The organism is Cyanobium gracile UHCC 0281, from assembly GCF_034931305.1.
In the GTDB taxonomy this organism is placed as follows: domain Bacteria; phylum Cyanobacteriota; class Cyanobacteriia; order PCC-6307; family Cyanobiaceae; genus Cyanobium; species Cyanobium gracile_A.
In genome coordinates, this window is record NZ_JAYGHY010000002.1 from 58606 (window position 1) to 71486 (window position 12881).

Annotated in this window: 12 protein-coding genes; 9 read left to right on the forward strand and 3 right to left on the reverse strand. The window is 65.7% G+C overall.

What is annotated here, in order from left to right:
- The 5 genes from VB739_RS00980 (at window position 1) to VB739_RS01000 (ending at window position 3808) form a co-directional block, all read left to right on the forward strand.
- Window positions 1-840: a transglutaminase family protein gene (locus VB739_RS00980; protein WP_323355283.1), complete on the forward strand. Its 840-nt coding sequence runs from the start codon at window positions 1-3 to the stop codon at window positions 838-840.
- A complete protein-coding gene (locus VB739_RS00985) occupies window positions 837-1565 on the forward strand; it encodes a peptidase (RefSeq protein ID WP_323355284.1) in 729 nt (242 codons plus the stop codon). Before VB739_RS00980 ends, VB739_RS00985 begins: the two co-directional genes overlap by 4 nt.
- Entirely contained in the window at window positions 1566-2183 is a 618-nt protein-coding gene (locus tag VB739_RS00990; RefSeq protein ID WP_323355285.1) for an esterase/lipase family protein, read from the forward strand.
- A gap of 69 nt (window positions 2184-2252) precedes the next feature.
- Window positions 2253-3335, forward strand: a complete 1083-nt coding sequence (locus VB739_RS00995) for a glycosyltransferase family 2 protein (protein ID WP_323355286.1) — start codon at window positions 2253-2255, stop codon at window positions 3333-3335.
- Entirely contained in the window at window positions 3305-3808 is a 504-nt protein-coding gene (locus tag VB739_RS01000; protein ID WP_323355287.1) for a hypothetical protein, read from the forward strand. The genes VB739_RS00995 and VB739_RS01000 overlap by 31 nt, the downstream gene beginning before the upstream one ends.
- 477 nt (window positions 3809-4285) lie before the next feature.
- Here the strand turns inward: VB739_RS01000 and VB739_RS01005 are convergent, their stop codons facing one another.
- Both VB739_RS01005 and VB739_RS01010 read right to left on the reverse strand, forming a co-directional pair.
- Window positions 4286-5497 (reverse strand): glycosyltransferase, encoded by a 1212-nt coding sequence (locus VB739_RS01005; protein ID WP_323355288.1) that lies wholly within the window; start codon window positions 5495-5497, stop codon window positions 4286-4288.
- 138 nt (window positions 5498-5635) lie between these two features.
- Entirely contained in the window at window positions 5636-7819 is a 2184-nt protein-coding gene (locus VB739_RS01010; protein WP_323355289.1) for a beta-glucosidase family protein, read from the reverse strand.
- Between the two features lie 354 nt (window positions 7820-8173).
- On the opposite strand from VB739_RS01010, the gene VB739_RS01015 reads away from it, so the two are divergent.
- The 4 genes from VB739_RS01015 (at window position 8174) to VB739_RS01030 (ending at window position 12296) form a co-directional block, all read left to right on the forward strand.
- On the forward strand, window positions 8174-8467 hold the full coding sequence (locus VB739_RS01015; RefSeq protein WP_323355290.1) for a high light inducible protein: 294 nt from the start codon (window positions 8174-8176) through the stop codon (window positions 8465-8467).
- A 61-nt stretch (window positions 8468-8528) separates the two neighbouring features.
- Window positions 8529-10631, forward strand: coding sequence for a copper-translocating P-type ATPase (locus VB739_RS01020; protein WP_323355291.1), 2103 nt, complete (start codon window positions 8529-8531; stop codon window positions 10629-10631).
- The gene (locus tag VB739_RS01025) at window positions 10628-11053 is read left to right on the forward strand and encodes a cupredoxin domain-containing protein (protein ID WP_323355292.1); all 426 of its coding nucleotides are present in this window, start codon (window positions 10628-10630) and stop codon (window positions 11051-11053) included. The genes VB739_RS01020 and VB739_RS01025 overlap by 4 nt, the downstream gene beginning before the upstream one ends.
- 196 nt (window positions 11054-11249) lie before the next feature.
- Window positions 11250-12296, forward strand: coding sequence for a hypothetical protein (locus VB739_RS01030; protein ID WP_323355293.1), 1047 nt, complete (start codon window positions 11250-11252; stop codon window positions 12294-12296).
- A gap of 48 nt (window positions 12297-12344) precedes the next feature.
- Here the strand turns inward: VB739_RS01030 and VB739_RS01035 are convergent, their stop codons facing one another.
- On the reverse strand, window positions 12345-12863 hold the full coding sequence (locus VB739_RS01035) for a hypothetical protein (RefSeq protein WP_323355294.1): 519 nt from the start codon (window positions 12861-12863) through the stop codon (window positions 12345-12347).
- Between the last annotated feature and the right edge of the window lie 18 nt (window positions 12864-12881).

Consider the following 12881-nt stretch of genomic DNA (forward strand, 5'->3'; position numbering starts at 1 on the left):
ATGGATTCCTTTCAACAGGCCTCGCCGCCGCCGACCCAACCCCTCGAGATCCGGGTGGGATTCGATGTGGCGCTGCGCTTCCCCGCGCCGACGCCCATGATCGTCACCCTGGGGGTGCATGCGAGCCGCGTCGCCGATCTGCTCGAGGAAGACCCGCTCCAGGTGGAGCCAGAGGTGCCGCTGCGCCTGTATGTGGATTCCTACGGCAACCATTGCCACCGGCTGGTGGCACCGGCCGGCGTGCTGCGACTGCGGGGCAGCGGGCTGGTGGCCGATTCCGGCCGGCCTGATCCGGTGCTGCCCGCTCTGAAGCAGCGGCCGGTGGAGGAGCTGCCGGAGGAGGCGCTGCTGTTTCTGCTGGCCAGCCGCTTCTGTGAGTCCGACCTGCTCTCGCCCATGGCCTGGTCCAGGTTCGAGGGGGGGGCTGGCGGCTGGGGGCGGGTGCAGGCGATCTGCGATTTCGTCCACGAACACGTGCGTTTCGATTACGGCCGTTCGAGCGCGACGAAAACCGCCCTGCAGACCTACGAAAGCCGGGAGGGGGTGTGCCGCGACTTCGCCCACCTGGCGATTGCCCTGTGCCGCTGCATGAACATCCCGGCGCGATACTGCACCGGTTACCTGAGTGACATTGAGGTGCCGCCGCCCCACACGGCCATGGACTTTCACGCCTGGTTCGAGGCCTACCTCGGTGATGGCTGGCACGTGTTCGACCCGCGCAACAACACGCCCCGCATCGGGCGGATCCTGATCGCCCGGGGCCGGGATGCGGCGGATGTGGCGCTCACCACCACCTTCGGCCCGTCGGAGCTGGAATCGTTTGAGGTGTGGACCGCATGACCTATTGCGTGGCCGTGTTGCTGGAAGGCGGGATGGTGTTCGCCTCCGATTCACGCACCAATGCAGGCCTGGACGATTTCGCCAGTTTCTGCAAGATGACCGTGTTCGAGCGCAAGGGCGATCGGGTGCTCGTGCTGCTCAGCTCCGGCAGCCTGGCCGGCACCCAGGCGGTGATCGGTCTGCTGCGTCAACGGGCGGAGGCCGGCGACGGGAGCCCGTCCGTCTGGACGGCGCAGACCATGTTCGAGGTGATGGGCCTGGTGTCGGATGCGGTGCGGGCGATTGAGCAGCGGGATGGTCCCTACCTCAAGGCCTCCGGCTCCAGTTTCAATGCGTCCTTCCTGGTGGGCGGGCAGATCAAGGGGGAGGAGCCCCGGCTGTTCCGGATGTATGCCGAGGGCAATTTCATCGAAGCCGGTGCGGACACGCCCTTCCTGCAGACGGGCGAGGCCAAGTATGGAAAGCCGATCATCGACCGAGTGATCCATTCCGACACCACGCTGGCGGAAGCCGCCAAGTGCGTGCTGGTGTCCTTCGATTCCACCATGCGCAGCAACCTCTCGGTGGGGATGCCGATCGACCTGCTCCTCTACGAGCGGGATCGCCTCGCGATCACCCAGCGGCGCCGATTCAGCGAGGGTGACGCCTACTTCAAGGACCTCAGCGCCGAGTGGAGCGTGGGTGTGCGGCAGGTGTTCCGGGAGCTGCCGGAACTGGTCTGGTAGGTGGCCCCCGGCCCCGAGGGCGATTCCCCACCGCTGGTGCTGATCCACGGGATGTGGGACACTCCCCGCCTGTTCGACCCCCTGCGGCGCCTGCTGGCGGGCCGCCGCGGCCCCCTGCTGATCCCCCATCTGCCCCACCGCTTCGGGCTGACGCCGATCGAGGTGCAGGCAGAGCTGCTCGGATCCCACATCGAAGCCAACTTCGGCCTGGAGCAACCCATCGATCTGCTGGGCTTTTCGATGGGAGGGGTGATTGCCCGTACCTGGATCCAGCTCCTGGGCGGCTATCGCCGCACCCGGCGGTTCATCAGCGTGGGCAGCCCCCAGCAGGGCACCCTCACGGCCCGTCCCTGGCCCAGCTGGCCCCTGGCCGGCATCGCCGATCTGAAAACGGGCAGCCCGCTGCTGCATCGGCTCAACGGAAATCTCACCACGCTGCAGGACGTGGATTGCTGCAGCTTTTACTGTGAACCAGATCTGATGGTGATGCCGGCCTGGCGCGCCGTGCTGCCGCTCGGGCCTGGGAAAAACCTGCCGGTGCGCTACCACCATCAGCTCCTGACTCACCCGGGGGCGCTGGAACCCCTGGTGATGGAACTGCTGCGGCCTGAGCCGTGAGCAGCGGGATGGAATCCTGCTGATGGATTGTGTTTACCTTTCTGAAACCCTGCGAACTGGCGACGACCCATGGACCTTGTCGCCATTTCCGTGCTGGTGCGCTGGTTGCTGGGCTGGGCCCTCTGTCTGCGGCTCTTCCGGCTCCCCCTGGGCAGGGCCAAGGGACACCCGAGGGTCTCGGTGCTGATTCCAGCCCGAGATGAGGAGTGGACCCTCCCCAACCTGCTGCCGGCTCTCCGGGCGCAGAGCCTCACGCCATTGGAGGTGATCGTGATCGACGATCACTCCAGCGATCGCACCGCGGCGATCGCGACGGTGGCCGGGGCCACGGTGATGCAACCGCCACCCCTGGCCGAAGGGTGGTGCGGCAAGACCTGGGCCCTGCACCATGGCGTCCGGGCCAGCAAGGGCGAGATCCTTGTCTTTCTCGACGCTGACACCGAGCCCTCTGCCGGTTTCCTCGAGCGTCTGGTGGCGGCCCAGCAGGAGTTGGGGGGTCTGGTGTCGGTGCAGCCGTTCCATCGCACTGAGAAGCCCTACGAGCAGCTCTCAGTGCTGTTCAGCCTGGTGGGGCTGATGGCGGTGCCGATGGGCCCGGGATGCGGTGTGGCCTTCGGACCGGCCATGGCCACCAGCAGGGTGGACTACGACCGGGTCGGGGGCCATGAGGCCGTCGCCGGCAAGGTGGTGGAGGACTGGTTCATGGGTCACCTGTATGAGAAGGCTGGGCTGCCGGTGAGTGCCTACATCGGCGACGGTCTGATCGAGTACCGCATGTATCCCGGTGGCTTCCATGACATGGTCATGGGCTTCGCCAAGAATTTCGCGACCGCCGCCGGTGAGGTGCGCTGGATTTGGATGCTGGCCGTCCTCCTGTGGATCTCTGGCCTGTTCTGGGCCGCCTGGTGCCTGCCGGCGGCCCTGCTGGGCTGGCCCTTGATGGGGGAGCCTGCGGTCCTGCCCAACCTGCTCCTGTATCTGGCCTTTGCGGTTCAGTTGATCGTCCTCACCAGGCGGGTGGGGAACTTCGCCTGGATCTGCCTGGTGTTTCCAATCCCCGTTCTGTTCTTCCTGGGGGTGTTCGTCCTGGCGATCCTGAATCTGAAGCGGGGCACGATTGAATGGAAAGGCAGGCAGTTCTCGACGCGCTAGCGGTTCTGGCCTGCGCGCTGGGCTGGCTGGGGTGGTCGGTGCTGATCGGGGCGCTGGCCCAGCGCCTGCCCCTGACGGCCCTGGAGCGCGACAACTGGTTGACGGGCCAACGCCCCTGGCCGGAGAGCATGGAGTCCTACGAGCAACGGCTGGGGATCGAGCGCTGGAAAGGCCTGCTGCCGGATGCCGGCGATGCCCTGCCTGGAGGTGTGCGCAAGAACAGCCTCGTGAGTCGTGATCCAGCCACGCTGCAGCGCCTCGTGGCGGAAACCCGGCGGGCCGAACTCGTGCACCTGGCCATCTGGCCCTTCTGGATCGTGACGGCCCTCTGGCTGCCGCCGGTCGGTGTGTTGATCAACCTGACCTTTGCGACCCTGTTCAATTTGCCCTGCCTGTGGCTGCAGCGCTACAACCGCCTGCGGCTCCAGCCCCTGCTTCTGGCCATGCAGGGCCGGCACAGCGCCGAGCCCTGATCGTTCTGAGGCCCACCCGCTGGTCCTGCAGCTCGAGCTCCACGCCGAAGCCGCCGTCCATCGGGGATTCCCTTGCCTGGCGGGTGTTCGATCACCACGTCGGTAGGACGGAAGGTGGAGGACGACAGTCCGAAGCCGAAGGCAAAGGCCTCCGCCTGACCGAGACACGCCAGTCGCCGGTAGCCGTGCATCGATCGCTGGACATCCCTGCCGCCGGTGGCCGGCCCGGCATTTTCGGTGGCTGTGGCCAAGAACAGCCTGGCGCTCTTGCAATTAGCGATCGTGACAGCCCTGTGGTCTGAGCGTTACAACAACCAGTTGCGGGTCCAGGGCACGCGGCAGCGTCTGTACAAGCGGACGCCCCATCACTGATTGATCTGCCCCCGTAACCAGCCTGAATCTTCCATGGCCCAGCGGATGGGGTGTGTGATGACATTGCGTTCGCCCCATCGACGCAAGAAGCGCGGTCACGGGGTCTCAAGAACTGGTGGTGCCACGGGCAAAGTTTTTTAGTTTGCGTAACTGCTCCTTGACGGGCAGCAAGCTGCTTCTTAGGCCTGAGTAGAACGTGAAGTTGTTGATCACAGGATTGATTTTATGTTGTCTGCTGATGGCTGAATCCCATAGATCGGTAAGGATGTGGATATGACGATCGATATCGGATTTCTTCGCGTGTTCAAACCCAATCTCTCTCATCTCTTGAGGATAGGGCTCTTTGATGATATCAGGAACCTCCTGAATGGACTCGTAGGTGAATCCTGCTCCTCCCAGGAACTCTTGGATATCCGGTCGAATGTTTGGGAAGACGATGCCGAGGCCTGCCGCTTGGGCTTCAGGGACGGCCATGGACCAGCCAACCGTGTTTCTGGTCGGGCATGCTGTGTAAACCAGCCAGTTGTGGGCCTTGTAGACAAGGGGCATCTCATGGGGCTCAACCGCCCTATGAATGTTGATGGGGCTGCCATTCTCAGAGTTGAACTTGAGGAAAGCATCAGTGTTGAAGCCGATCGAATAGAGATTGAGTTTCTGGCTTGTCAGTTTGCCAAGTTCTACAAAATCTTCCAATCGTTTCTTTGGTATGCAGGCGCCAATGTTGAGAACTCCTGGCCTATTGTCTGAGCGATCATAGAAACGGCTGAACTTCATGACTGGCCAGCATGGATGCAACTTGCTTCGTCTGATGCCATACTTGCTCAAGAGTTTGCAGGCATAGGGAAAGGCAAGGATGCCGATGCAGGAGTCCGAATTTGCAGCAACACGAACCAAGCTGCCATAGGTCATGTGCTGGAGATTTAAGACGTCGAAGGAATGGGTCCTGATGGTGAACGGAATTGAGAATTTCTCGGCTGCCGCTGCAAGAGTTGGCGCTGTGTAGATGTAATGGCCGTGAAGAACGTCTGGCTTGAACTCCTGGATGATGGCATGGAGCTCTTCGTCACCAGAGATCTGGCGAAAGGGATGATGCTCTCTGCAGGCAAGATCTGCTTTGTAGGGCGTCACGACGAGTAAGTCGTAATTATCCTTTAGCGCTTCAACTTCATTGAGCATATAAGTCTGCGATATTGTAGGAAAGCCATGGAGGTACATCAAGACCCTGGTCTTCTTTGGTGCCTGGCTGCTCTCTGGAGGCATGGATGAGAGTGTTGTTGTTGAGCAGCTTAGCCTTGCTATGGCTTTCTTGATGTCCACGCCATTCAGCTCATTCGGTCACGGCTTTTTGTGCCGAAGGGAGTGGATCGGAATGGGGGCCATTCTTGCCCCAGGCCTGGCATGTCGTCTTCAACGATCAGCACGTCTTCCCCATTCCTGCCGCAGGCACAATTACGCTCAGCGGCCCACTACCCCAGCCTCCAGCGAGAGGTCCACGCTGATCCCTTCGTCCTCGGCGTGGCGAGCCACCACGAGCCGGTGACGCCCCCCTTCCAGCACGAACGCGTCGCGGGATGCATCGAACCAGGCCAGACGCCGCAGCGGAATCTGGATCTCCACCCGCTCCCTCTGGCCAGGCTGGAGGCTCAGCCGGCGGAAGCCCACCAGGCTGCGTCGCGGCCGTTCCGCAGCCTGGCCGGGGGGTTCGGCGTAGACCTGAATCACCTCCGCGGCGGCCATCGGCCCCGTGTTCGCCACCGTCACGCTGAGCTGCAAGGCCCCGCGGAACCACTGGGCCATCGGGTCACTGTGGGTGAACGTGGAGTACGACAGTCCGAAGCCGAAGGGAAAGGCCGCCGCCTGACCCAGGCGCGCCAGTCGCCGGTAGCCGTGCCAGAGGTCGTAGGTGATCCGCCGGGCCCGGGGATCGAACGGTGGCAGGTGGCCGGCCTCGGTGGGCACTGAAAAGGGCATCCGGCCCGAGGGAGAGATCCGTCCCAGCAGCACGTCGGCGAGGGCCGCGCCCCCCTGCTCTCCGGGGTACCAGAGCATCAGCAGGCCCGGCACCCGCTGCCGCCAGGCCTCGCACAGGATGGCCCCACCGCCCATCAGCACCACCACCGTGCGCGGGTTGGCGGCGGCGACCGCCAGGATCAGGGCCTCCTGCCGCGGCGGCAGCTGGAGCACCGTGCGATCGCCGGAAGCGAACGAGCCGCCGGCCCGGGCCGAACCGAAGCGCGTCGCCCCGGCGACCATCGCCGCCCCCGCCGTCCACAACGGCAGCAGCCGGCGGCGGCCACACAGGCGCAGAAGCCAGTCGGGGGGAGGTGCCTGGCGAAGGATCGGGGCCAGATCGCCCGGGTGGATGTGTTCCCCCTCGTGGCGCCAGTCCAGGCCCACCACCACCAGGGCCGCATCACTGCGGGCCGCCAGGGCTGCGGCCCCGGCCGGATCGCTGCCGTCGTCGTGGTGCAGGCGAAGGTCTGGTGCTGCCGCCCGCAGGCCTGCCAGGGGCGTCACCACCGACCCCGGCGCAGGCCGGGTATCGGAGGAGCCCCGATCCCCCAGGTTGGCGGTGTCGGCCAGGGGCCCGATCACCGCCAGGGAGCCGATGCCGTTGAGGGGCAAAACACCGCCACTGTTCCTGAGCAGCACGATCGTTTTGGTGGCCGCCTCTCGCGCCAGCTCCTGGTGCTCACGGCAGCCCCGCAGCGACTCCGGGTAGGCCCCCCGGGGCACGGTTCCCTGGGCTAACAGCAGCCGCAGCACGGCGTCATCGATCCGTGCCATCGGCACCCGTCCAGCAGCGACCGCCGCCGGAAGCGTGGCCTGGAAGATCATCCGGAACGGCATCTCCAGGTCCTGGCCGGCCGTGATGGCGGCCTCGCCATCACGGATTCCGAAGATGAAATCGCTCAGCACGAAGCCGCGAAAGCCCCAGCGCTGCTTGAGGATCTCCTGCAGCAGATGGGGATGCTGGCCGCACCAGGCCCCGTTGACACTGTTGTAGGCGCTCATCACCGCCAGGGCACCGGCCTCGATGCAGTCGCGAAACCCGGGCAGGTAGAGCTCGTGCAAAGCCCGCTCGCTGGCGCTCACGTCGACGCGGAAGCGGGCGCTGTCGATCGAATTGAGGGCAAAATGCTTGACGCAGGCGATGGCATGGCGCTGCACGCCGCGGCTGGAGGCGGCCCCCATGGCACCCACATGCAGTGGGTCCTCGCCGAACGTTTCCTGGGCCCGGCCCCAGCCAGGGTGGCGCAGCAGGTTGACGCAGATGCCGCCCAACAGGTTGGCTCCGAACGATCGCGCTTCCTGGCCCATGGCGGCGCCGATCCTTTCTTCGAGATCAACGTCCCAGCTGGCCCCGCGGCCGATGGGCGCCGGGAAGGTGGTGGCGCCGCCTTCGAGCACCACACCCCGGGGGCCATCGACGAAGTGCAGCCCAGCGATGCCCAGGCGTCCCAGCACCCCGGCGGGCCAGGGGCGGCGGTGGGAGGTGTCGTGCAGGGCAATCCCCGCGAGGCCGCCCCAGAACGGTGTGTCTCCGTCCAGCAGGCTGAGTTTTTCGTCCAGGCTGAGGCCGTCCAGCAGGGTCCGGGCCTGCTTCTCCAGGTGACTCCAGTCGCGACAGATGGGCACGTCCCCAGCCTAGGTACGGCGCTTGCTGGCGACCTTCCCACCGCCATGTGTGGATCGCGGCACACCGTAGAGGGCGTACGGGTTTCACCCTGATGGGCCCGCATCTGCTGCGTCTGGCTGATCGGAAGGGTGGGTCATCCGCCCGAAGCCAGAACCAATCAGCTGCGGCTGATTGTTGACAGGACTTTCTCCTTAGGTTGTGGAAAGGAACCAGGCACCTGACCATCTCGGATCAGATGCAGAGTCGATAGCGCTGCCAACCTGCCAAGGTCTTCTCTGGACTGGATGTCGCGGTGGATTCCTTCAAGCGTTTTTAGTTCCCACAACACAACTTTTTCCCTACGAACCATCACCATGGCAACCCCTGTGCAAATTCCGAAAAAGCGCCATGTCAACCACTTCGCCGAATCGGAGGGCGGACGGTGGGATTCCGACGCTTCCCCGCTCCTTGATCCCCGGGCGATCGAGCCACGCATGGTCCTGGCCAGCCCCGGCAGTGAGAGCGGCTGGGGTTTTCATGGCCGCGCCGAGCGGCTGAATGGCCGTCTGGCCATGCTCGGTTTCGTCATTGGCCTGACCATCGAGGCCCTCACCGGCTCGGGGATCCTGGTGCAGTTGGGCCTTGGGGCCCTGCTGCCGATGGCTTGACTCTCCATCCGAGGGGAGCCCATAGGGTGAATCTCCAGGCACCAGCGCTGGTCCGCCCTCGATGAGCAACTCCACCATGGGGTCCCCCTGTTGCGCCGCCGACCCGGCTGATATCACCTCGACGGCCATGGAACGGGAGCTGGCCCATGAGCTCACTGTCCTGCGCCGCAAGCTGTCGGTGGCGGCCGTGCTCACGGGGCTGGTGGTGGCGGCCACCCTGCCCCACATGCTGGGTGTCCATGGCGGCTGGCTGCCGGGCTGGTTCACCAGCCCCTGGACCCAGCTGCTGCTGAGCACGCCGGTCCTGTTCTGGTGCGGCCGGGAGTTCTTCACCGGCGCCTGGTCGTCGCTGCGCCGGCACAGCGCCGACATGAACACCCTGGTGGCCGCCGGCACCGGCATCGCCTGGCTGGCCTCGCTGGTGGCCACGCTGTTTCCGGGTCTGCTCACCTCCGAGGGACTGCCGGCAGACGTGTATTACGAAACCGCCGCGGTGATCCTCACCCTGGTGCTGCTGGGCCGCTTGCTGGAAGCACGGGCCCGCGGCCAGACCTCCGAGGCGATCCGGCGGCTGCTCCAGCTCCAGCCCGCCACGGCGCGCGTGTTCCGGGATGGGATCGCCACGGAGATCCCCGTGGCGACGGTGCTGGTGGGTGATCTGGTGCAGGTGCGCCCCGGGGAGAAGCTGCCCCTCGATGGCGTGGTGGAGGAGGGCAGTTCCTGGGTGGAGGAATCGATGCTCACCGGGGAGCCGACCCCGGTGGCCAAGGGGCCTGGGGATGGGGTGATCGGCGCCTCGATGAACCGCAGCGGCAGCTTCAGCTTCCGCGTCACCCGGGTGGGAGCCGACACCATGCTGGCCCGCATCGTGGAGCTGGTGCGCCAGGCCCAGAGCTCCCACACCCAGGTGCAGCGCCTGGCGGATCAGGTGGTGGGCTGGTTCGTGCCGGTGGTCATCGCCATTGCCATCGCCACCTTCATGGTGTGGTTCCTGGTCAGCGGCAACGTGGTGCTGGCGACCCTTTTCCTGGTGAGCGTGCTGGTGATCGCCTGCCCCTGCGCCCTGGGCCTGGCCACCCCCACGGCGATCATGGTGGCCTCCGGCAAGGGGGCCGAGAACGGTCTGATCTTCCGCAGCGCCGAGGCGCTGGAAACGGCCGGTGGGTTGCGCACCATCGTGCTCGACAAGACCGGTACCCTCACCGCCGGCCAGCCTGAGGTGACCGATTTCGAACGCCTCCGTGGCGGTGCGGTGCCGGCCCAGACACTGCTGGCCCTGGTGGCGGCGGTGGAGTCGCGCTCGGAACATCCCCTGGCCGAAGCGATCGTGGCCTACGCCACAAGCCGTCAAGGCGACGAGGTGCTTCCGGAGGTGGACACCTTCGAGGCCATGACGGGGCTTGGCGTCCTGGCCACCGTGGGCGGGCAAGAGGTGCGGGTGGGCAGCCTCCGCTGGCTGGAAGCCTCGGGCCTGGACACCGCCCCCCTTGATCCGGTGGTGGCGCGCCTGGAGCGGGCCGCCCGCAGCGTGGCCGCCGTGGCGGTGGCCGGGCGGATCGAGGCCTGTTTCGGCATCGCCGATCCCATCAAGCCCGAAGCCCATGCCGCGGTGGCCTCCCTGCGCAAGCTGGGGCTGGAGGTGGTGTTGCTCAGCGGGGATGCCCGTCGCACCAGTGAGGTGGTGGCCGCTGATGTCGGCATCGTGCGGGTGATCGCCGAGGTTCTTCCCGGCGACAAGGCGGCGGTGGTGCAGCGGTTGCAGGAGCAGGGACAGGGACCGGTGGCCATGGTCGGCGATGGCCTCAACGACGCTCCGGCCCTGGCCCGGGCGGAGGTGGGCATCGCCATGGGCACGGGCACCGATGTGGCGATCGCCGCCAGTGACATCACGCTGCTCTCGGGCCATCTGGGTGGCGTGCCGGCGGCGATCGAACTCAGCCGCCGCACCATGGCCACCATCCGCCAGAACCTCTTCTTCGCCTTCGCCTACAACGTGGCGGGGATCCCGATCGCCGCCGGTCTGCTGTTCCCGCTCACGGGTTGGATGCTGAACCCGATGCTGGCAGGGGCCGCCATGGCCTTCAGCTCGTTGTCGGTGGTGAGCAATGCGCTGCGGCTGCGGCGCTTCCAGCCCGCCCATCGTTCTGTGGGGGGCCTGGCATGACGCCCCTCGTTCTCTCAGCGCCCCTGTGGCGCACGATTCCCCAGCCGCTGGCCCTGCAGGTGTTGGTGGTGGCGGTTGGACTGGCCCTGATCGCTGCGGAGCTGTGGTGGTTTCTGGGCCGCCATGGTGGTGGCGTGGTGGCCAGGGAAGGGGAGCAGGGGCTGCAGGAGGTCACCATCACGGTGGACGGGGGCTACTCCCCGTCCCGAATCCGGGTGAAGGCCGGCCAGCCCGTGCGCCTCCGGTTTCACCGCACCGATCCCAGCGGCTGTGTGGCCCAGGTGATCTTTCCCGACTTCCAGCGCACCCTCGATCTGCCCCTCGGGGCCACCACCAGCATCGAGCTGCTGCCCAGCCGCACGGGCACCTACCCCTTCCACTGCGGCATGAACATGGTGCGCGGCAGCCTCGAGGCGGAGTGAGGCCAGGGGCCTGCCCCCGGAACGCTCACGCCCCAGCGTTGTCCACCAGGCTGAGGATCAGCTGTCAGCGCTGACGCAGAAGTTTTTCAACGGCAGGATTCGTACATATTTCTTCTGCTTTTGTACCGAGCATCTGAAAGCGGAAAGAAGCCGAAATAACTTGGCTGATAGCATCAAAAAAGTGATGGATCCGGCGATGAAGACGCTCCTCGGCAGGATGGCTTTCCTCGGCATCGCCACACCGGCCCTGCTCCATCCTGCGGCGGTCCTCGCCCAGGGGACCAACCCCTGGGGGGTCCCCCCGCAGAACTCCAATCCATGGGGGCCTCCGGCCCAGCAGAACAACAACCCCTGGGGCACCGGGGGGGGGACCACCGGTCCCGGCTTCGGACAGCAGGGCAATGGTTCCCTGTCCTTTCCAGCCCCGGGAGTGATCTGCGACAGCTCGGTGAACGTGTGCTTCAACGCCACAGGGGCCGCCCTCTTCGACACCGAGCGGGAGTTCGGCCGGCGGGCACGCCTCAGCCTGGAGAACAATCTGGTCAACAGCCCCATCATCGACGTCACCTTCGCCGATGGCCGCTATTGCAACTTCAGCCTGAGGGGCTGCTGGACGAACCGCCAGCGCACCATCTACGACCAGCAGCTGAATCCCTGGGTGTTCGGCGCCAATTCCTCCGGCGGCACCCAGGGCGGCCAGGGAACGGTGATCGGTGGCGCCGGATCCAACTGGGGACAGGGGGGCAGTGGCATGAACCCGATGCAGCCGCCGGGCAACAGCTTCCAGCCCCCCTTCACACGCACACGCCAGAGCGGCACCTGCAACTGGATGAATGCCGGGACCAGCATCTACAACGGCAGCTGCAGCTACGAGATCCTCCAGAACAACACCAACGGCACCAAGACCCTGGCCTTCACGTTCGACAGGCTGCCGATGTCGAACCAGTTGCGCACGATCCGGTTCTCGGCCGCCGGCAACAACCCCTGGACGATCCAGATGCCGAATGGATCCACGGCGACAGTCCAGTCCTCGGTCAATGCCAGCCAGTCCAGCACCAGGATCTCCATGGGCTGGAGCAATGCGCTCAACCTGAGCTTCAGAAGCTTCAACCAGGCCACCACGGCTCAGCTGAACCAGGCCATGCAGGTGGTGGATGCGAACGGCCAGGTGCAGGCCAGCGATGCCGAGTCCCTGGGGCAGGCCCTGGGAGGCTTGCTGCAGCAGCTGTTCGGTGGAAACTGAGGGGCCCAGACGCTGTTGGGTTGGTTTTGTGGGGTGGCCCCTCCTCCGTCAACCCGCCACGGTTCCCACCCCCTGCGAGGCCTTGGCGAAGAAGCTGCGCAGGCTGATGCCTGCTTCGTGGGCGGCCACGGTGATCTCAAGCTTCTGCTCCTCGTCGAGGCCGTCCCAGAAGGCATGGAACAGATCCAGCGAGGCCTTGGCACTGCCGACCACCCCCAGGATGGCCATCGGTGCCGTCAGCCAGGGAAAGACCAGCAGCACCACCGAGAGCACGGCACCGACGGCGACCCCGGTTTTGGCGGATTCCAGACTTGTGCTCAGCACCAGCCGCACCTGGGTGAGCCGGTCAATCTCGCCCCGTTTGCGAAGGGCTTCGGTGCGCAGGGCCGTCAGCAGGGCCTGGTAGGTGGCATAAAGCAGCACCCCGCCGACGGTGGATTCCGAGAAGAACTCACTGCCACTGAAGGCAGCGCCGTTGTGGTTCAGATCCAGCGACGCCAGTCCAGCCAGGGGGGCCGCTTCCCAACCGGCGCGGGGGATGCGGAAGGGATCGTGCTCGCGGGTCATGGTGCTGAAGGAGCCGGA

Coding starts and splice junctions, on each gene's coding strand:
- VB739_RS00995 (WP_323355286.1), top strand. CDS start 2,253: ATGGACCTTGTCGCCATTTCCGTGCTGGTGCGCTGGTTGCTGGGCTGG.
- VB739_RS00980 (WP_323355283.1), top strand. CDS start 1: ATGGATTCCTTTCAACAGGCCTCGCCGCCGCCGACCCAACCCCTCGAG.
- VB739_RS01035 (WP_323355294.1), bottom strand. CDS start 12,863: ATGACCCGCGAGCACGATCCCTTCCGCATCCCCCGCGCCGGTTGGGAA.
- VB739_RS01000 (WP_323355287.1), top strand. CDS start 3,305: ATGGAAAGGCAGGCAGTTCTCGACGCGCTAGCGGTTCTGGCCTGCGCG.
- VB739_RS00985 (WP_323355284.1), top strand. CDS start 837: ATGACCTATTGCGTGGCCGTGTTGCTGGAAGGCGGGATGGTGTTCGCC.
- VB739_RS01020 (WP_323355291.1), top strand. CDS start 8,529: ATGAGCAACTCCACCATGGGGTCCCCCTGTTGCGCCGCCGACCCGGCT.
- VB739_RS01015 (WP_323355290.1), top strand. CDS start 8,174: ATGGCAACCCCTGTGCAAATTCCGAAAAAGCGCCATGTCAACCACTTC.
- VB739_RS01025 (WP_323355292.1), top strand. CDS start 10,628: ATGACGCCCCTCGTTCTCTCAGCGCCCCTGTGGCGCACGATTCCCCAG.
- VB739_RS01030 (WP_323355293.1), top strand. CDS start 11,250: ATGAAGACGCTCCTCGGCAGGATGGCTTTCCTCGGCATCGCCACACCG.